We start from the raw sequence: 22,571 nt of genomic DNA on the forward strand, positions 1-22,571 counted from the left end.
CTACTGTTCCAACATGTTTCGATATTTGCGCATCTCGGCCAGCAACTTCCAGAGATCTGCTTCCCACTGGTGGCGATAGGATTTAACGAAATACGCCTGGCCAAGATCCGGCTGATCGTGGCACTTGGCTTCGAGAAATGCCTGTAACCCAACGGTGCGTCCGGCCAATGCGCGCGCATAACTGCGCACGAAAGCGCCCTGGGTCTTCAGACCATCGCCCAGCCCGCCAGCTGCATTGATGAAGCCCATGAACAGCAAGTTATCGTGATTGCGCGGCACCGCGTGCAGAAACAGATCCGGAATGCCCGAACGCCAATCGAGCAACGCCGGGTCGAGGAAGGACAAATCACGCTCGTAACCGGTCGCGTAGAGCACCAGATCGAACTCGGCTGAACTGCCATCCTGGAAGATCACCTGCTGACCGGCAAAACGACTGACATCCCCCTTGGGTACGATATCGCCGTGGCCGATGTAATACAGCAATTGGGAATTCATCACCGGATGCGCCCCATCCAGCGGATAGTCAGGCTGCGGCAAGCCGTAGTCGGTACCGTCGTAGCCGGCCAGCTTGAAGACCTGCTCGATGTAAGCCAGCGTATCTTCCTTGCTGCCGAAACGACTACCCAGTTCCATCATCCACTGGGGCGTCGCCTTGCCGGCGATGAATTTTGGCTGATAGTAGTAGCCCCGCCGGGTACTGTGACAAACCGCGCTGGCGTGATGCACCGCATCGACGGCCAGGTCGCAACCCGTATTGCCCCCCCCGATCACCAGCACCCGCTTGCCGCGCAATTGATCCGGCGACTTGTAATCGACCGCGTGCAGGACTTCCCCGGCAAACTGCCCGCCGTAGGGCTGCTCCGGATAATGCGGTTTGTTCTGCAGGCCATTGCAAACTACCACCAGGGGGTAGTGGGCGCTGCTGTTGCCTCCTTCACTGCGCCAATGCAAGCGCCAGCCGTCGCCATCAGGCACCAGGCGATCAATCCGGGTATTGAAACGGGCATGCTCGTAGACGCCGAAGGTCCGGGCATAGTTGCGGATGTAATCCAGCATTTGCCGATGATTGGGATAGACCGGGAAGTCCTCGGGCATCGGGAAGTCCTGGACCTGTGTATTGAACTTGGGCGATATCAGGTGCAACGAAGGATAGGTTCGGCCACAGGCGGCCGTCCCGTGCCAGACACCGCCAAAATCGTCGGCGGCTTCGTAGAGATCAAAATCGATGCCGCCATCGGCCAGTTCCCGGGCGATGCCAATACCCGTTGGGCCGCCGCCGATGATGGCGACCTTGAAACCTGCATTTGAATCCATTGTCATTATCCTGCCTCCCCTTCGAAATGCAATTCGGCCAGCGCGTCAAGTTGCTCGCTCACCACCCCTTCCAGGCACAGGCAAGGTTTGCCTGCCTGATCGATCAACAGCACGGTCAGTGCCGGGCTATGTGCCACCGGTTGCCAGACCCGGATCGTTCCCTCATCCGGCACACCGCCATCAAAGCGCAGGGACGCCACGGCCAGCGGGAAACGCGGCCCCGGCAGACCGGCTTGTTGCTCGAAGAAGGCAATGAGCTGCCACACCGCATCGAGCGCCAAGGGATCAAATGCCATCGTGGCATCGCCAGGCGGCCGGCTCCACTCTGCCTGCAACCCCTCGCCTGACCGAGCCACGGCGAGAATACCGCGCGCCGCCGGCCGTGCCAGGCGGAAATCGGCCAACGCATCCAATAACGGCGCGTCAGCCGGCAGCGTCGGCCAGGTATCAGCCATATCGTCAGCCCAGAGCAACTCACCAACCTGACAGGCCAGGTTTTCATCGCCCTCAACAGCAATGCGGTAATTCGCCACCGCCTCCGTCAGTTGAACGGTCACCGCCAATTCGTATGGCCTGGCCGCGATCGACAGCGGCCGCCCCCAAACCAGATGACGCAAACCGCGCACCGTCCGCTTATCTGCCAGTTCGCCAGCAGCCCGCGCCAGTTCGGGATAGAACAAGCCCGACAGCAGCTTGTCACCGCCAACGCGCTGCAGGCTCAAGCAGGCTTCGTCGCCACGCAGGGTGCACCGGAAATAGACATCGCCGGCTGCGCCGCGCACGACAAGAGAAGGCTTCGTTGCCCGACTACTGTCGGGTGCCGCATCAAGCGGTTTAAGCCAGTGTCGTTCCGCGGCAAACGGATAGCCCGGCAGGCGTAAACGACGACGCCCGACTGTACCGGCCAGTTGTCGCCAGTCAATGACAGCCCCCTGTAACCAAACCTCGGCCAGGCGTTCAAGACGACCGGCAGCCAGCCATTTCCCAAGCAACGCCTGGACATCGCCATCGTCGTCGAAAAGCAGGCGTGCGCCTTGGCTGTTGCCACTCGTCAACAGGCCTGCAACTGACTGACCGGCAGCCAGTGCGCGCAACTGGCCGAGTAGCTCAGCACGGCTGGAGAACAGGCTGGCGGCCCGGCACTCGAACGCCCGACGGCCACGTTGCAAGGTCCAGCACAGGTCGGCCAGATTCAATTCGGGTTGCGCTTCGAGAGCACCGAGCAACCCAGCAGCCAAAGCGGCCAGTTGGGCGCGGCTGCGGGCAGAAAGAAGACAAAGCAACGGTCCGGGCGCTGCCGCCCCGCTCGTCGCTGGCGCTACCGGCCGGTACTCCTCCAGAACGAGGTGGGCATTGGTGCCGCTGAAGCCAAACGCACTGACCGCCGCCCGCCGTGGCACGCCAGCCATTGCTGGCCAGGGCGCGCGCACGGTCTGAACGTGGAACGGTGACCCGGCCAAGGCCAGATGTTCGTTCTGGCGTTCGAAATGAATGCTCGGCGGCAATTCGCCATGTTCAAGTGCCAGCATGGCCTTGATCGCCCCGGCCACGCCGGCCGCCGCCAGCAAGTGGCCGACATTGCTCTTCACCGAGCCGATGGCCACCGACATTCCCGCGTCGAACGGGCCGAAACCGGCACGCAGCCCCTCGATTTCGATCGGATCACCCAATGGGGTGCCGGTACCGTGGGTTTCGATCAGGCCAATGCTGGCCGGCGCAATCGCGAAACGGCGATAGACCTGGCTGAGCAGTGCCCCCTGGGCCAGTGGATTGGGCGCAGTAATGCCGTTGGTGTGACCATCCTGATTGCTGCCCCAACCCCGGATAACGGCCCGGATCGGGTCGCCATCGCGCTCGGCATCGGCCAGGCGTTTGAGCAGCACGACCCCGACCCCTTCGCCCGGCACAAAGCCGTTGGCGCGCTGATCGAAACTGTAGCAACGGCCATCCGGCGAGAGCATGCCAACCTTGCTGGTATCGATGTGCATGCGCGGCCCGAGCAGGACACACGCCCCACCAGCCAGCGCCAGATCGGTATTGCCGAGGAGCAAACTGTCGCAGGCCTGAGCGATAGCGACCAGGGAAGTCGAGCAGGCCGTATCGAGCGCCACGCAGGGGCCGCGCAGATCAAGCAGATAAGCAATGCGTGCGGCGAGAATGGAGCCCGCACTACCGATCAGGCTGTAAGCGTTGGTCTCATGGATCAACTCGCCATAACCGCTATTGCCGCTACCGACGAAAACCCCGCAGCGACTGCCAGCAAGGTCGGCCGGATCAATCGCCGCATCTTCGATGGCCTGCCATGCGTGTTGCAGAAAGAGGCGTTGCTGGGGATCCATCAATTCCGCCTCGCGGGCGGTGATATTGAAGAATGGCGCGTCAAACAGATCGATATCGTCAATGACCCCCATCCACTTGCTGTACGACTTGCCCGGCACTTGGGGATCGGGGTCGTAATAGGCCGCAACATCCCAACGACTGAGAGGAACCTCGTCGATACAGTCGCGGCCATCACGAATATTGCTCCAGAAGGCAGCAAGATCGGCGGCCTTGGGAAAACGGCCAGCGGCACCGATGATGGCAATCGGCTCGATTGCCGCGGACCTGGTGCCGGATTTAGTGCTGAATTCGGCCCCGGATTCACCCCTGGATTCAGCCATGCTCCGAACAGCGCAGAGCGATGGCGGAGATGAGCGAGGCAAGACCGGCAACACAGGCTCGTGCGTCACCGGTGGCCGAACCTCCGGCGCAGCAGTTGGCCCGGTGAGCGCTGCCGGAGCAGTGGGTAGCAAACGCAGCACTTCCTGCAACAAGGCCCCTACCGTGGGCTGGGCATAAACGCAGGTCGCCGGCAAGGTGATGTCCAAACGGGCGTTCAGCTTGCGAATCCAGGTCACCGCCAGGATGGAATCCAGGCCGAGTTCGAGGAAACCGGCACTATCGTCGATATCTTCTGCCGCCATCAGCAACTCTTCGGCCAGCGTATCGACCACGGCACGGCGTAGTGCCTGCCGGTCCGGGCCGTTCGACGTCGCGGGTGGATTGGCGATTAACACGGGGGCTGCAGCTTCAACACTGACCACCGGGTGGGCTGAACCAAGCAGGCGAGCCACTTCACCGAGCAGTGCGCCAACCGTTGGCTGGGCATAGACACAGGTGGCGGGCAAGGCGATGCCCAGCCGGGCATTCAGCTTGCGAACCCAGGTTACCGCCAGGATGGAATCCAGACCAAGTGCCAGGAAACCGTCGCTGTCGGCAATCTCCGTCGGCGCCAGCAACAATTCCTCGGCCAGCGTCTCGACCAGTTGCTGCCGCAACGCTGCCCGCTGCCCTGCCTGCTGCCCCCCCGAGAGGTCCGGCAATTTGCCAGATGCTGGCTGGGTGGCGGCAAAACTGCTGGCGATGCGCTCCATGACCAACGGATTGCCGATGAAGGTTTTTTCGTGCATCGCCACTTCCTTGACCAGCACGGCCTCGATCTCGCCATGCAGGACGGCGCTTGCCGCCGCCTTGGCCGCCTGTAATTGTTGCGGTGTCTGGCTGGCCAGACGATGGGCCACGGCCAGCGCGCGTGGCAGGACTTCACCCGCCGGGAAAACCGGCAAGGGCATGCCACGCCGGGCGAGTTCCCTGCCCTTGAATTCGCGGGCCGAGAACAGAACCTCACGCCCCAGGTCATCACCCAGGCGATGTGGAAAAACCAGGGTCGCACCGGCACCGGGCGTGAAACCGAAACGCAGGTAATTGCTGTGATAAACACTGTCGGCGGCAAACAAGGCCAGATCGCAGAACATGCCGAGCGACCAACCGGCCCCGATGGCATGCCCCTGCATGGCGGCAATGACCGGTAGCGGGAAATCCAGCGGCAGGCTGTAAATCCGCTGATCGGTGAAGCGCGTGTCGCCGCGCTGCAGGCTTTCCAGCCCTTCGCGCGTCCCACCACAGGCAAAGTAGGCATCGTGGCCGGTCAGCACCAGCACCTTGCACGCCGGCATCTCGGCGAGCCGCGCGAAAGCCTCGGTGATGCCTTCCATGAAGGCGGGCGTAAAGGTGTTCTTGTGCTGGCGTTCGAGCATGTGCAACACAGCCACGCCATCATCGAACAATTCGAGGGCGATGACCGGTGATGCCAGGGCCAGACGCTGCGGAGCCCCCCAAAGCGCCTGCTCGTCAGCCGTCGGCAGCCCTTCAGCCAGTTCGCGGCTGCCCAGCGGTGGCGGTGGCAGATCCTGCGGCGCTTGCGGCCCGCGACGCATATGCGCTTTCAATTCGATCAGGGCAAGGCGCGGGGCAGCGGCAATCTGGTGCGCCAGCGCCATCGCCTGCTCGGCAAGCACTTCCGGCGCGACGACAGCAAGGCCGCTGGCCAGTTCTCGCCCGGCAACTTCACCCCACAGACGGCGAACCGCTGCCAGGCCAAAACGACGTCGCAACAATGCAGCCGGATCACCTGCCAGGTCGCTGGAAAAATCAGCCGCGAAGCCCGGTTGACCGTGATAAAGCCCGTTTTCGGCCAGAATCAGGAAATCGCAGTGGGCGGCCAGTGCCAAGCCAGCCCCGCGTGCGGCAGGCACGGCAGCGATGATCGGCAGCGGACACAGCAAGGGCACCGCCAGTGCGGCTGGTGCGGCATTGAAATCGAGCGGCGCCCACCAGTCACCCGTGAGCAACAGCGCAGTGACCTGCAAATCGGCGGCGGCAACGGAAAGTTCGCCAGCCAGTTCGGCCAACAACGACACATCCCAAGGACCGACGATCTGCAGGGTACGCAGCCCATCGACATCGGGCAGGCGTTGCAGACGGGCGACACCCGACAAGCGCTCGGTTAAGGGCGCCAACTGCACCGGGCGCAGATGGCGCGGTTTGCTCTTTGCTTCGGCCTCGGCCCGGAAGCATTCGGCCGGCGGCAAAAGGCGATGCACGACTCGTCTGGCTGTGCCGGTCACAAGCCGGGCCGCTTGCGCGGGCGGCAAAACCGGCTGGGTGAGCGACTCCACGGCGCTGACGGCCAGTTCGACCGACCCAGGCGCAGCATCGACCCAGTACGACTTGCCGGCAAAGACATAGGTCGGCAAGGGAATGCGCTGTCTCGAACCAGCGGCAAACTGTCGGCTTGGTGCCGCGTCGTCGCCCGCCAGGAAGGCCTGCGCCAGTTGCCGCAGCATGGCGCAATAGCCGAGTGCGTCACCGGCAAATGCCCGTCCCGGCAGATCCGGTTGCGTTGCACCATCTTCACACTGCGCCGACACTACAGCCGACACCGTATCGGCATCCCCCTCCCCGGCCAACCAGGCAGCGAGACGGGTGCCAAGCGCAGCCCGGTCTTCGGCCAGCACGGCCAGGCGGTGGACAAAATGCCGACGACCGACCGCCAAGGTGTAAGCCACATCGCTCAGCCGCTGTTCCGGTCTGGCCGGCAAATGGGCGAGCAATGCCGCAGCCTGTGCCCGCAACTGCTCGGCCGAACGTGCCGATAGCACACACAAGCAGGCTGGCATTTCCGGGGTTTTTGCTGCGTTGACCGCAATATTTTCCTCAATGACCAGATGGGCATTGGTCCCGCCAAAACCGAAGGAACTGATCGCTGCCTGGCGCGGCTGCTCTGGCTGGGTCGGCCAGGGCAGCGGTCGATCATTGAGGAAGAACGGACTATCGGCCATGGATAGCGCAGGATTCGGCTCTCCGGCGTGCAGCGTCGGTGGAATCTGTTCATGTTCCAGCGCCAGCAAAACCTTGAGCAGACCAGTGATACCGGCAGCAGTTGTGGCATGACCAAGATTGGATTTGATCGAGCCGAGGGCACAGTAGCCGCGCTCCGCCGTCCAGCCACGATAAGCCCGGCTCAATGCCGCGTGTTCGATGGGATCGCCGAGCGGTGTGCCGGTGCCATGCGCCTCGACCAGGCCGATACGCGCCGGATCGATGCCGTAGCGTTGGTAGACCTCACGGATCAGTTGCTCCTGCGACAGCGCACTGGGCGCCGTGATGCCGTTGGTCGAACCGTCCTGATTGATGCCACTGGCGACGATGACACCATGAATGGTGTCGCCGTCGGCCAAGGCCTGGGACAAGGGACGCAGCAACACCGCGGCAACTGCCTCACCCGGCACGATGCCGTCGGCACCGGCCCCGAAGGCAGCACAGCGACCGCTGGGCGAAAGCATGCCGGCCTGATTGGCGTAGCGATAAAACCGGGGCGACGACTGAATGAACACGCCACCGGCCAGCGCCAGGTCGGCATCCCCCTGCCACAGACTCTGGCAAGCCAGGTGCACCGCCACCAGCGAACTCGAACAGGCCGTATCGACGGCGACGGCCGGACCTTTCAAGTTCAGATGGTAAGCAATGCGCGCTGGAATCAGCGAACAGGTGTTACCCCAGAACGCCTGCCCCGGCGGCTGGCTGCGGAAAAGTTCCTGGTAATCGCCGTGAGCACAGCCGACAAATACGCCGCAGCGGCGTCCTTCGATATCGGCACCGGCATGACCGGCATGTTCCAGCGTACGCCAGGCTTCCTCGAGGAACAGGCGTTGCTGCGGATCCATGTAGGTCGCTTCGAGCCCGGAGATATTGAAGAAGCGGGCATCGAAGCGATCAATCTCCGAAATGAAGCTGCCATGCTGACACCAGCTCCCCGGCTCGGCGTCGCGGAAGAACGGTGCCAGGTCGAAACGGCTTACCGGCTGAACCAGATCGTCGCCGGCCATGAGGTGCTGCCACAAGGCCTCGGGGCCGGCCGAGCCGGCAAACCGGCCGCTGTAGCCAACGATGGCAATCGGTTCGCCCAGTTCGGGGGGGGCTGAACGGGCTGGCGGCGCTTGTGGCAAAGTCAGCTCAAGCCGGTCGGCACCGTGCATCAATGCTGCCTTGCTGGCGGAGATGTCCGAAACCGCCTCTGCCGCAACGGGGGGAAGGTTGACCTTGGCGATGCTGGCCCCCAAGGCTTGAAGATGGACGGCCAACTGGCTGACGCTCGGATAATCGAACAAATCGGTCTGCACCAGTTTCACATCAAGCTGCTGCCGCAGGCGGTGCACCAGTTCTGCGCCAAGAATGGAATCCAGACCGTAATCGGCGAAGGAAAGGCCGGCGTCAATCTGGGTCGGTGCCAGGTTCAAGGTGGTGGCTAAAGCCGCGACGATCAGACCGGCGAGATCTTTGGCTGTCCCAGCTGCAGTGATCGTGCCAGTCGAAGGGACGACAAGCGTTGCTGCGGCACCGGGATTGGCGGTGCTGCTGTCGGGATTGTCGCCAGGATAGGCATCTCTCGCCGAGCCGTGATCGCCCTTGCGTTGAGCAGCCCAAACCTGCTGACCCAAAGCGTGCTCCTCGTCCGGCGTTCCACCCAGCCAGACCAGTCCCAGTTCGCCCACCAGGGCTTGCCAACTATTTGGCGTCAGCGCCGGCGAACCGGGAATGCGCCGTGACGCATCGGCAAAGCGCCACCAGCCTTCGAGCAAACCGAAAGTCAAATGGGTGAACAGCGTGGCGCAACTGGTTTCGTTAACCAGCAGAATGCCACCAGGAGCAAGCAGATCGCGCACATTAGCCAGGGTCCGGTCGATATACCGGGTCGCGTGCAGAACATTGGCCGCAATGACCAGATCGTAGCCCCCCGGCACGACATCCTGCCCGACCAGAGGCTGCTCGACGTCGAACAAGGTCGGGCGCAGCCACGGTGCCCTGGCACGGAAATGCCGCTCGCCATGGATCAGGAAAGCCCGCGATACGTCGGTATAACAATATTCGGCAATGCTCTCGGTCAGCGGGGTTGGCCTCTGGGTTGAGCGCACGCTCAGCGCCGCCAATACGGGCTCAGTCGTCCCGCCTGTACCGGCACCAATTTCCAATATGCGCAAACGACATGCCGGATTCAGCGCCCGTCGCTCGGCCAGCACGGCTGCCGCGGCCTGCGCCAGGCAGGCGTTGAACCGGCCCGCTACCGCGTTTTGCTTGTATACGGCCTCGACGAGGTCCATCCGGCCATCGGGGAACATCACGGCGGTGGCAGCCAGGCGCTCATCAAGAATTTCCGGCAGTGCATGCAGCACGGTTTCAACCAGGCGAATCTGGGCGGCGGGTCCATCGGCGATGGCTGCCCGCTGCCGATAAGTCGTCCAGGCAGCCCAGGCGCTGGTCAAATCTTCTCCCGTAGAACCCGGGTACGCCACCAGCAAATCAAGCAAGGCAGTTCGCCAGGGTTCCCAAGCCGGGCCGAGGGGCTGCGTCGACAAATCGGGCAGCACGGCGCGAACCAATTTGGCCAGTTGGCTTTCCAGTTCGTCGTGCACTTCCTGCAAGGCAACGCGGCCGGGCTGCGGCGTGTGCAGCACTTTCTCCAAGACCGCGGTCAAGCGCTCGGACTGCCGCGTCGGCAAGCTTGACGCAGCAGCGCTAGCGAGCGGCCAGTAGCGCTCCCTGGCAAAAGGATAGGTCGGTGCGCTGACCACGCGTGGCGGGTTCTGCCGGGGCAACAAGCGCCAATCCACATCGACGCCGTGCACCCATAATCCCAGCACGCGCGCCAGATTGTCGCTCACCGCGCCGGCCGCCAGCCAACGCCCGATAATGCTTTGTACATCCGGCTCGTCGGCCAGCAGGCCCAAGGCACTGCGTCGCCCGCTGGTATTGCCGCTCAGCGTGCCGTCCGGGTTTTGTCCGGGCACCGCCTGCAACCATGCCCGCAGCGCATGCGCCAGTTCCTCGTAGGTCGTGGTCTGGATGGCCAGACGATACTCCATCGCCTCCCGGCCAATTTGCAGGGTCCACGCCAGATCAGCCAGGGGCGGTAGCGCGGAATCGCTGACTGCTTGCCTTGCGGCCGGCAATACCTCCGTCAGTGCGGCGGCAATCGTCGCGATGCAATCCCAATCGGCCACGGCAGCCACACTCAGGGATATCTCGAAACGCTGCTCCAGGGCATGGCGCAGGGCATGTCGGTGCACGGGCTCGAGGCCGTAGCTATCGAGTGGCTCGTGGGGGTCAAAATCGACGGCATCGACACTGAGCAAACCGGCCAGCAACTCGGCGATGACGGGTATCAGGGCCGGGCGACGCACGGTTTCAGCACCGACTGCGGGCTGTTCGATGAAAGCCAGCAGGCGCTCGGCAACGGCCCGCAGGCCCGCGGCATGGCGCGCCGAAAGCAGGATGGCCTGGCGACTAGCCGAATTTATGTGCCCGGATTCTGCGCGCACAGAGGCGGCACGCGGCCACTCTTCCAGCACGAGGTGGGCATTGGCCCCGCCAGCACCGAAGGAGGAAACCCCGGCGCGGCGCGGCGCCTGAGCGACACCGCTGGGTGCCGGCCAGGCAGCGAGTTGGCGTTGCAGGTGAAATGGCGTCCCGGCCAATTCCAGATTGGGATTAAGCGTGTCGGCGTGCAGGGTCGGCACGAGCTGCTGATGGCGCAGTTGTAGCAATACTTTAGTCAGGCCGGCAATGCCTGCTGCCGCTTCAAGATGACCAATCGCCGACTTCACTGACCCGAGGGCGCAGGTCGCGCTGGTAGCGGCGCCCTCACGCTCAGCGAAAGCCTGACACAGGCCGCTGAATTCGATCGGATCACCCAGCTCGGTTCCCGTGCCGTGCGCTTCGATATAGCCGATGCTGGCAGGGTCAATGCCGGCGTGCACCATTGCCGCCTTGACCACCTCGCCCTGGGCCAGCGGATTGGGCACCGTATAACCGCTGGTCGTCCCACCGTGATTGATCGCACTGCCCCGGATCAGGCCATGGATCTGGTCGCCGTCGGCCAGCGCCCGCGACAGGGGTTTGAGGACGACGCAACCGACGCCCTCGCCCGGCACGAATCCGTTACCACCCGCCCCGAAACTCCGGCAGTGGCCGTCGGGACTGAGCATGCGGGCAGCACACAATTCAATGTAGTTGTCCGGATGCAGGTAAAGATTGACCCCGCCGGCCAGGGCCATGTCGCACTCGCCCCGGTGCAGGTGTGCGCAGGCTTCGTGGATGGCCGTCAACGACGACGAGCACATGGTATCGATCGGCATGCTTGGCCCCTGGAGGCCGAGGCAGAAAGAGACGCGATTGGCGACACTGGCAAAGGAAGTGGAGGGGCGAACGCGTGAACCGCTGCTGCCGGTTTGCAGACCATGCAGCGCATAACCGGTTTTGGTGACCCCGACAAAAACACCGACCCTGCCGCCCATCTGCTCGGCCAGGCGAGTCCTGGTATAACCGGCATCCTCACAGGCCGCCCAGGCTTCCATCAGGAACAACCGCTCCTGCGGGTCCATGGCCAGCGCTTCGCGCGGGGATATCCGGAAGAACAAGGGATCGAAATCGGCAAAACCGTCGAGGAAACCACCCCAACGGGAATAACTCAGCCCCTGGGCAACGGCCTGCTCCGGATCAGCTTCATAGAAGCCATCCAGGGACCAGCGTTCGGCCGGGATCTCGACGATGCTTTCGCGCCCGGCAAGCAGATTGGCCCAGAACTGATGCACATCGGCCGCCCCCGGATAGCGACCGCTCAGACCGATGATGGCGATAGGTTCCGGTGCATCGGCGTGGGTATTGGAACGAGGCAGCGCATCGCTCGGGGAATATGCCAGCGTGATCATCTCGCCGGTAGCGCCAGTCGCGAATGTCCGGCCATCCAGTTGGCTGGAAATTGCCCCGATATTGCGGTCGACCGCAATATTTTCATGAAAACCCGGCGCGCCGAGGACTTCCTGGCCGACCCAGTCCCGGCACGCCGCAGCGTGCTGGTTCAGCAAGTAAGCAGCAACCTGGCCCAGTGTCCGATGTTCGAAAAACAGGGTTTTTGACAGTCGACCGAAACGCTCACCCAAGGCCTGATTCAAGCGGTTGATCATCAACGAATCGATACCGTAATTTTCAAGCGGTTGATCAAGCTCGATCTGAGCTGCCGACAGCCCGGCGATCCGGCCGAGCAATTCGCCCAAATGCTGACCGACGGCCCGGCGCAAGACAGTATCAATACCGGCAGCTACCCCACCGATTGTTCTAGCCGCTTCGCCACCCAAGGCTAGGCCGGGCAACATGGCGGCCTGCCGGAAAAATGCCCGGATGCGGTCCGCCTCGCCAGCCACCACGGCAAGCTGGCGATGGCCGCTCGAGATGGCCGAACGCAAGGCAGTCAGCCCCGCCGCACTGGCCAAGGGACGCTGCCCCATCTGGGCAAAAAATGCCTGCTCCCCAGCTGCATCGACCTGCATGCCGCCATCCCGCCAGAGCGGCCAGTCGATGGCGAGCATCGGTGCTCCCTGGCTTTCCGCCAGCGCATCAAGGAAACCGTTGGCCGCAGCATAATCCGCCTGCCCGGCATTACCGACGGCACCGGCCAGCGAGGAAAAATGCACGAAACAATCCAGCGCCAAGCCACGACAAGCTTCATGCAGCGCCCAGGCACCCAGCACCTTGGGGGCCAGCACCGCTTGTAACTGTGCCTGCGTCTTGCGGATAAAGGCACTATCGCGGTGGATACCGGCACAGTGAATTACCCCATGCAGCCCCCCATACTGCGCCTGGCAATCTTCGACCAGGGCGCTCACGGCAGCCGCATCGCAGATATCCACTTGCCGGTAGTGCACCTTGGCACCCAACTGACGCAAGTCCTCCAGCGCCGCCTGACGCGCCGGATCGAGCGGCGATACACCGGCCAGAACCAAGCTGGCGCCGGGTGCCCGGCGGGCAATATCCGCCGCGACCAAACGCCCCAAGGCACCCAGCCCCCCGCTGATCAGATAAATCCCGCCGGGACGCCAGTCGGTGGCGAGCGAAATTGGCGGCAACACTGGCGGCAAATCGCGCCAGAGCCGGACAAAACGTTCGCCCTCCTGGTAACGCACCCGCCGGTGCTCTCCAGCCCCGGCTTCCCGGTCCAGGCAAGCCAATGCCTCGGCAGCCGACCATGTTGCCGGCACCTCGACCACCTGACCACGCACGCGCGGCATTTCGGCTGTGACACTGTCGAGCAAGGCAGCCAAGCCGGCATGCACGCTGCGCACACCATCGCGGGGAACCAGTAGCTGAACCAGCAACTCCCCTGCAATACCGGTACTCACCGTTTGTTGCAGGGCCTGCAGAAGAATGCCGGCCAGCGTCTGGTAACGCGCCGCCGGCGTACCGAGTAAAGGTGGCACGGCAATCAACGCCGTAGCGGAGCCTGCCCCAGCGGCAAGGGGAAACTCGCAGGGCAGGATCAGACGCCGCAGCGTCAGCGCCCCGCTGCTTGCCGATGACTGCGCTGGCGAGGGCAATGGCAGCGCCTGCCAGTGTGGCACCAGCATCAGGGCTGGGCTGGCCGCCGGGGCCGACCCGGCGCTGACACGGTCTGCCCCACTCGCCTCTCCAGCGACTGGCAGCCAGTAACGGGTGCTGGCAAACACCTTCGGCGGCAAGGCTTCTCGCCGTGGCGCTTGTCCCGACCCGAGATACTCTTCGATCACGACATGAGCATTACTGCCGCCAAAACCAAAGCTGCTGACACCAGCCCGACGCGGCAGTAAGCGGCCATCAGCATCCACCGGCTGGGACCAGGTCTGACGCGAGCGCACCAGATAAAAGGGACTGTCCTGCAATTCGATATAGGGATTGACCGAGGCGCAATGCAGGGTGGGCGGCAAGGTCCGCGCCGCCATCGCCAGGATGACCTTGAGCACACCAGCCAGACCGGCTGCCGCTTCAAGATGACCAATATTCGACTTGACCGAACCCAGGCCGATGCTGTCCCGTGGCAAGCGAGCATCCAGCCCGGCGTAGGCCAGACGCAAGCCGTTGATCTCGACCGGGTCACCCAGGCTGGTGCCGGTGCCGTGCGTTTCGATATAGCCGATGCTGGCCGGCTCGATCCCGAGCATCGCTTGTTGTACCAGTTCAGCCTGCGCCTTGGCACTGGGTGCGGTCAAGGAACCGGCATGACCACCATGGTTGACCGCGCCACCGGCGATCAGACCCAGGATGCGGTCACCATCGCGTTCGGCAGCGGCTCGCCCTTTGAGTACCAAGACCACCGCACCTTCGCCCCGAACATAACCATCGGCGGCACTGGAGAAAGTCCGGCAGCGCCCGCTCGGGCTCAACATGCCGGCTTGCCATGGGCCGGCGAAACCCTCGATGGACAGGGCCAGATTGACACCGCCGGCCAGGGCCATGGCACAACGCCCACTACGAATTGCCTCGACAGCCCGCAACAGGGCCACCAGGGAACTGGAACAGGCGGTATCCACCGCCTCGCTCGGCCCATGCAAATTGAATTGCCAGGACAAGCGATTGGCAACCATGGCCAAGGAATTGCCAGTCGCCACGTAGGCATCGCTGTCTACGCCGGCATCCTGCAAGAGACTGGCGTAATCGCGGCCGCTGACGCCGACGAAAACCCCCGTTGCCGCCGGCAGCTCATCGGGACGATACCCGGCAGCCTCGACAGCGCGCCAGGCGGTTTCCAGCATCAAGCGCTGTTGCGGATCGAGACGACTGGCTTCATGGGGCGAGGTTTTGAAAAAGGCGGCGTCGAAACAATCGATATCGCTCAAAAAGCCGCCCTGAAGGGGAAAACCGGCAGCTTCGAGACGACTGCGATAGGCCGCTGGATAACGCTCGAGCGGTAGATCGCCGACCAGATCATCGCCCTGCAGCAGGCGCTGAAAAAACGCCTCGGCATCCGTCGCCCCTGGTAGCCGCGCCGCCAGGCCGACAATCGCCACGGCATCGTCCGCAGCCTGCTTCGCCACCCGCGCTGCATCCGTCGCATCCTTGGCAACAGGCTGTGCTGTTGCAGGTAACGCGGAAACGGCTTCGGGTACGACTGCCGGTGCAGGCAGGCGTGCCGCCAGCCAGCCAGCCAGCGACTCGATATGCTCGCATTCGAAGAAAATGGCCGGCGTCAGGCTGGCCTCGTAGCGGGCATTGATCTCATTGGCCAGCCGGGTCAGCGAAATGGAGTCAAAACCGAGATCGTGGAAGGGCGAACGCGGATTGATGTCAGCCACCGGGAACTTGAGCAAATCAGCCACCAGTTCGCACACTCCCAGGCTGAAAGCAGCGCGTGCCACGGCCTCGGGATGAAGATCGTCATGCAGACGGGAAACAGCCCCCGAAGCAGCCGGAGGCATTGCCGGGATAACTTCACTGGTCGTGGCGCCAGCCGGTGCGCCCAAGGTCAGGCGGTCCGCTGACGGTTCGGCGGCTGAAGCGATGAGTGCAGCCCGAGTTGCAGCCCGCGGCGACCAGGCCAATTGTTCAGGCAGCGCCAGAGACAAGCCGTTCAGCCCGGCCACGACCGAGCCGTCGGCCGCCAGGAAGCACACATCCCATCCCTCCCCAGCCAGCAGCGCCGGGCGAAGCAGAAGGTGGCTGACCACGCCACCGGCAAGGAAAACATCGGCCACCCGACTCAGGCCGTAGGCGGCAAACTGCGGCCGGAGCAGCAACAGGGCTTGCCAGGCAGCCCCCAACTGAGCGGCCGGGAATTGTACGTTGCGCTTGAAGTGATCCTGCATCGGATAGTCCTGGCGCAAGCTGAGCAATACCCCGTCACCGGGTAGCTGCCAAAGCGACTCAACGACTTCCTGGTAGGGCAGGAAAGACTGTTTTTCCCGGGCCAGTTCCTGGTAAAGCGCCGCGCCCGAAAGACTGCGTACTGAATCAGCCCGCAATGCATCGAGCGCAATGGCCGGCCGATCAGCCGGCATGCCTGATGCAACCCGCACACGAGCAAACGGCCGACTGGACGCCCCCCCCTCAGTAACGGCAAGTTCGATCAGTGGCACCGTCCCCTCTGCCAACACCTGCGCCGACAATTCACTGACCCGCGACCAGTCCGGGGAATAGCCGATTTCCAGTTGGCTCAGTGCAAGGCCTTCGCTGAATCCAGCCAGATGAGCCACCGCCGCCACCATTTCGACCACCACTGTGGGCAGCAGGCGGGGCTGACGATTGACCGTGTAAACGTAATCAAGCAATTCGTTCAGGTAGATCGGGGTCTGGTAACGCAAGCCATGCCGGTCGGAACGATTGCTGGCGACAAAGGGGTGCAGTTTCAGGCTGGAACCGAGCGGATTAACCACCGAGGGCGCATCCGGATATTCCTGATACCAGCAGCGTACTTGCTCGAAGGGATAGGACGGCAGGGAAACCCGCCGCCGCGCTGACGCGCCGGCTAACTGCTCCCAGGGGATGACCACACCGTCGCACCACCAGGCAGCGAGCCGGGCCAGATCGTGATTGGCCAAGGCATCGGCTACTTGGGCAGCGTCGACCCGAGGATCTCGGTCAAGAATGCTCGGTGTAAACAGCAGGCCGTTTTCGGCTTGTCCAGTGGCCAGGAAATGGGTCAAGCCCTGCCCCAACTGCGCTCCATCCCGCGCCACCACGGCCAGACGGCATGGCAGCTCGTTGCGCCCGATCTGCAAGGTCCAGGCCACGTCTGCCAACGCAGCGGGACTGGCTGACAGATAGGCGACAAAACGCGTCAACAAGGCACGCAGACGCTCGACATTCATTGCCGAGAAGACAAACAACGAATCCGCTGCGGCCGCCACTGCAGGGAGTGCAGGGGCGGCAGGATATTCTTCGAGGATCAGATGAACGTTGATGCCACCGGCACCGATTGACGTGACGCCGGCGCGCCGCGGCAATTCGCCACCCGCCGCATCCCGCTGGCGCGGCCAGTCGGCCAGTTGGCGCTGCACCCGGAATGGCGTATCGGCAAAAGGAATGTTCGGGTTGAGCGTTTCGGCATGCAGGGAAGGCGCAATTTTGCCCTGTTGCATCTGCAGCAAGACCTTGACGATGCCGGGCAAGGCGGCAGCGCCGAGCAGGTGGGCCACGTTCGACTTGACGGTACCGATCGCGCAACACTGGGGTTCGCGCATGTATTTGCCGTAGATCTCGGTCAAGGCCCGGATTTCAATCGGGTCGCCAAGCGCCGTGCCCGAACCGTGTCCCTCGATATAGCTGATGCTGGCCGGATCGACGCCGCTATCGTCCAACGCCTTGGCGATGGCAGCCGCCTGCTGTCGTGGGTTGGGCACGGTAAACCCATTGCGCACCCCGGCATTGCTGATGCCGCTGCCCTTGATCACGCCATAAATATGATCGCCATCGCGCTCGGCATCACTCAAGCGCTTCATCACCAGGGCGCCGACACCTTCACCAAGAATGGTGCCATCGGCCCCCAGGCCGTAACCGCGAATGACTTCTGCGGTCTTGCTGGTGAAGTGTTCCTGCGAGGTGGCGATCAGCTTCTGCGGATGCAACAGCAGGCTGATGCCGCCAGCCAGTACCATTTTGGTACGACCGCTGCGCAGCATGTGCACGGCTTCATGGACACAGGTCGCGGCGGCCGAGCACATGGTGTCGAGGAAATAGGACGGGCCGGTGAAGCCGTAGTAATACGACACCATGTTCGGCACCGTGCCGGTGTAACTGCCGCTGGCCAGCGAACCGCGTTGCAGCATGTTCTGGAAGCCATACAGGTTGTAATCGTTGGTCATTGACCCGACGATCACCGCGACATCGCCACCATATTTGCGCTGCAGCGTCTCCCGTGAATAGCCGGCATCCTCGAAAGCTTCGACACAGCTCTGCAGGAAGAGCCGGACTTCCGGTGACATCAACTCGGCTTCGGCTTGGGAAATGCGGAAATAGCGTGGATCGAAGCGATCGATCCCGTCAAGAAAGGCACCGGTCTGGACGACTGTTTTGCCAAGGACATCGCGCTCGGGATGAACCAGTGCTTCGTGATTCCAGCGCTCGGCCGGATAACGCCGGAAACCGTGCTCGCCCTGCGCCAACAGACGCCAGAAACTTTCCTGATCATCGGCCCCGGCGACATGCAGGGATAAACCGACAATCGCCACATCGTGTTCGCCCTGCTCCGTCTCATCTTTCTTGCCGGTTTCGTCCGTCGCTTCTTTTGTCTGATTTCCCGTTGTTTCGCCAAGCAGCGTTGCGTCGGCCGGCATGGTTATTTCAGCGCTCGGAGCCACAAGCTTTTCTGCGTCGGCAGAGAACAAGGCAGTCAGGGCTGCCGCTTTTTCTTCCACCAGATACCCTGCGACGCCCTGCAGATCGACATATTCAAAAAACAGGGTTTTCGACAGTTGACCGAGAGATTCTTCCATCCGGTTGGTCATCTCGACGATGACGATGGAGTCCAGCCCGTATTCCTCCAGGCGGCGATGTGCCTGAATCCTCACCGGATCCATCTGGATGAGTTCACCCAGCAAGTCCCTGAGCCAGTCACTGGTCCGCATCGTCAGATCGGCGGTAGAAAGCGCATTTGCCGGTAGCGCAAGCGTCAAACGATCATCGCTCTGAGCGGGCGTGGCCAGTGCTTGAGTTGCCTCGATACCGACACCGTCATCGGTGCCAAATCTCGCCAGCACCTGGCTAATCCGCTCGACCGGGCCGTATTGCAAAGTGATACGGCTGGGCACCCCGTCTGCCAGCACACTGTCGAGGGCCGCCAAGGCCACCGCCGTTGGTAGCGGCACAGTGCCAAAACGGCGCTGCAAGGCTGCCTGGGTGGCACCATCCACCGCCATGCCACCATCGGCCCATAGCGGCCAAGCCATGGCGACGGTACGACCACTACGTTCACCACGGTTGACTTGCTGACTACGCGCGTCCGCCCAGGCATCCATGAAGGCGTTGGCAGCGGCGTAATCACTTTGCCCGGGATTACCGAAGGTCGCGGCAATCGATGAGCAGACCAGGAAAAACTCAAGCGGAAGCTGACGCGTTGCCGCATCGAGGTTGAGTACACCAGTGACCTTGGGCGCAAAAACCGCGGCTACGTCTGCTGCTTGCTTGTTCAGCAGATAGCCGTCGCGCAACACACCGGCAGCATGGATGATCCCCTTGAGCGGGCCAAGCTCGGCCTCGATCCAGCCAACCAGGGCGGCGACTTGCTGTTCATCGGCGACGTCGCACGAGCGATAGATCACCCCAGGTATTGCCAACCCGTGCGCTTCAGGCGCGCGACCTGCCAATACCACATGGCCCACACCACGACTCAGCAGCCAGCCAGCAAAATGTCGGCCCAGCCCGCCCTGCCCGCCGGTAATCAGGACCACGCCTTTGGCGTCAGGCAAGCTGGCAGGGCTGACAGGCGCCAACTCGATCACTTGTGGCCGCGCAACATGGCGCACGCCCTGCGCATCGTAGCGAATCTCGGTGTAGCGATCAGCCCGCCCCGCTTCTGCCAAAAGGATGGCAGCCTGTTGTTCATGGCTCAGTTCGTCGGCCAAATGCAGCACCGCGCCAAAAAACTTGGGCTGCTCGGTCGTCACACAGCGCAGCAATGCGGCAAGTGCCGCCCCCGGCAAGTCCGCGTAACCGGCCGGCAACACCAGCAACCATTGCTGTGCATCACGACTACCCCGGCGATCCTGATAGCGTTGCCGCAAGGCATCGAACCAGCTTTGGGCACTCAAGTCGGGATCAGCGATTTCGGGCAGCACATCGACCGGCAATCCGCTCGCGGCGCGCAGTTCATCGACGACAGCGGGGGAAAAACCCGCCAGCAACACCTGCGTCCGGGGGTGAATCTGCTCCCGAACAGCGGCCTCGGGCAAGGGCCGTGTCGTCCACTGTGGCGAGGAAAAAACCGGCACTGCCGTGCTGCCTTGCGTCATGACCCGCAAAGCCAGTTCGTGAAACCGCAGACAGACCCGCCCCGTCTTGTCGGCCAGGCTGATGTCGAAACGGCGCAAGCCACCTTCCTGACTGCCTTCCCGGCCAGCAATAGGTTTCAGCAGTGCCCACATGCTGTCGCTGCATGGCGCCATGATGTCGATCTGTCGGCAGGAAAATGGCACCGCCGCACCCGGCAAGCCAAGCGTCTCGGGTTCGAGACCAATCCAGGCCTGGATGGCGCCATCAAGCAGCATTGGATGCAGTAAAAAGCTGTCCAGTGTCCCGCGTAACTGGCGCGGCAATTTGAGGCTGGCCAGCAAATAGCCGTCACCGAGATGCAGCGACTGCACGGTCCTAAAGCTCGGCCCATGATGCATGCCGGTAGCCGCCAGACGGGCATACAACCGGTCGGCCACCAACACGGTGGAAGCAGCGCGCAAGGAAGCCAGATCAAGGTTTTCCGGCACAGCCGACAGGGCTCGGGAAATGTTGCCCTGAGCATTGACGCTACTGCCCGTACCGGCAGCATCGAGACATTCGACGACAAAAGCCAGTTGACCGGCATCGCCCGGACTCAGGCGAATGCCCACCCTGACCGGCGCCTCGCCAGCCAATACCGGGCGCGTCCACAACATCTGCCCGATGCGACAGGCAACAGCCGCTGCGCCATCCTGTCCGGTAGCCAGTGCCCAGGCCGCACGGGCCATTTCCAGACAGACCACGCCGGGCAATACCTGCTGGCTGCCCACATGGTGTTCCGCCCAGAAAAATTCATTGCCGGCAAAACGGGATTGATAACGTTGCTGTCCGATTTGCGACAGATTGCGCTGCAGCAAGGGATGCTGCACTGGCTCGGCATCCTTGCCACCAAGGGCGGCGTCCATCCAGTGCCGCTCGCGGGCAAAACGATAGGTCGGCGCATGGATACGTCGCGGCACACCGTCCGGATAGAGTTCACGCCAATCGACCGCCTCTCCGGCTAACCAACGGGCGGCCAGTAGCTGCACTGACGTCGGGGCGTCTGCCAGTTGTGCCGAGCCTGCCGGCACCTCGCCGGCGATAAAACCGTCCAGCGCAGCTTGCAATGCCGTCACATCATCGACCCACCACAAGGCCTTGACCGCCATGGCTTCCCGAGCATCCTGCAAGGTCCACGCAAGTTCAGACAGACTGACGGCCTGCTCCGGACTGAGCAGAAATTCGCGTAGCCCCTGCGCCAGGGCAAGCAAACGTGCCTCGTCGCGAGCCGACAGGATAATCAGCCTTGGCGCGGCGTTGACCGCAATAATTGGCGGCTGAGGAGCTTCTTCAAGCACGACATGCGCATTGCTACCGCCAAAACCGAAGGCGCTGACACCTGCCCGCCTGGGTTGATCCGACGTGCGTGGCCATGGCGTCAATTCGCTCTGGATACGAAACGGCGTGCCGTCGAGCTTGATCAGCGAATTGAGTTCGCGAAAATTGACGTTGGCCGGCAAGGCTTCATGACCCAAGGCAGCCAGCACTTTGACGATACCGGCCACCCCGGCTGCGCCTTCGAGGTGGCCGATATTGGTTTTTACCGAGCCAACGCCACAATGACCGGGCACTGGCGCTTCACCGGTGGCGGCATAAAGACTGGCAAATGCCTGTTTCAAACCGGCGATTTCAATCGGGTCACCGAGGGGGGTTCCGGTTCCATGCGCTTCGATATAGCTGATGCTGGCGGGTGCCACGCCGGCTTCGCGCATCACGCTGGCGACCAGTTCGGCCTGCGCCTGCGGATTGGTTACGGTCAGGGAATTGGTACGCCCCCCGTGATTGACGCCAACACCACGAATTACGCCATGGATGGGATCGCCATCGGCAACGGCGCGATCAAGGGGCTTGAGCAAGAGCACTGCCCCGCCCTCGCCGCGCACGTAACCGTCGGCTCCTTGGTCAAACGCCTGACTTGCCCCGCTGGGGGAAAGCATGCCGTTCCTGGAAAATGCAATGAAGTGGTTGGGCGACCAGATCAGATTGACGCCACCGGCCATCGCCAGGTCACAACTGCCCGACTGGAGCGCCCGCACCGCTTCGTACACCGAAGTCAAGGAAGCGGCGCAGGCCGTGTCGTTGGCGATACTGGGGCCGCGCAGATCGAAAAAATGCGAAACGCGATTGGCGATGATGGAAAAAGCAATGCCCGTCGGCGTGTAGGCATCAAGCTGGGACAGATGCTTTTCCAGCAATTCTGCGTAATCCCAGTGACAAACCCCCATGAACACCCCGGTATTGGAGCCGGCAAGTGCACTGGCGCGATAACCGGCATCCTCGATGGCCTGCCAGGCCAACTCCAGAGCAAAACGCTGCTGCGGGTCCATCCAGGCCGCTTCACGCGGTGAGATATTGAAAAAGGCGGCGTCGAAACAGTCTGCCTCTTCGATGAATCCCCCCCAGATGCTGCTCGTCTTGTTGCCCTTGGCCGGACTGCCACGCATGACTTCCCGCAGGGCATCCTTATCCCAGCGTCGGGCAGGCACTTCACTGATCAGCGACCGACCTGCCGCCAGATGCGCCCAGAACGCATCCAGGGAATCCGCACCGGGCAAGCGGACACCGAGGCCGATGATGGCAATGGCTTGACGATCAGTCGGCGCATTCAT

2 protein-coding genes are annotated in these 22,571 nt (G+C 62.9%); both read right to left on the reverse strand.

The window, feature by feature from the left end:
* Positions 1-1,314 carry an NAD(P)/FAD-dependent oxidoreductase gene (locus RCI20_RS00245; protein ID WP_306602432.1) on the reverse strand — a complete coding sequence of 438 codons (1,314 nt, stop codon included), beginning with the start codon at positions 1,312-1,314 and terminating at the stop codon, positions 1-3.
* Between the two features lie 5 nt (positions 1,315-1,319).
* Positions 1,320-22,571, reverse strand: coding sequence for an SDR family NAD(P)-dependent oxidoreductase (locus RCI20_RS00250; protein WP_306602434.1), 21,252 nt, complete (start codon positions 22,569-22,571; stop codon positions 1,320-1,322).

Source organism: Azonexus sp. (assembly GCF_030824335.1).
GTDB lineage: Bacteria > Pseudomonadota > Gammaproteobacteria > Burkholderiales > Rhodocyclaceae > Azonexus.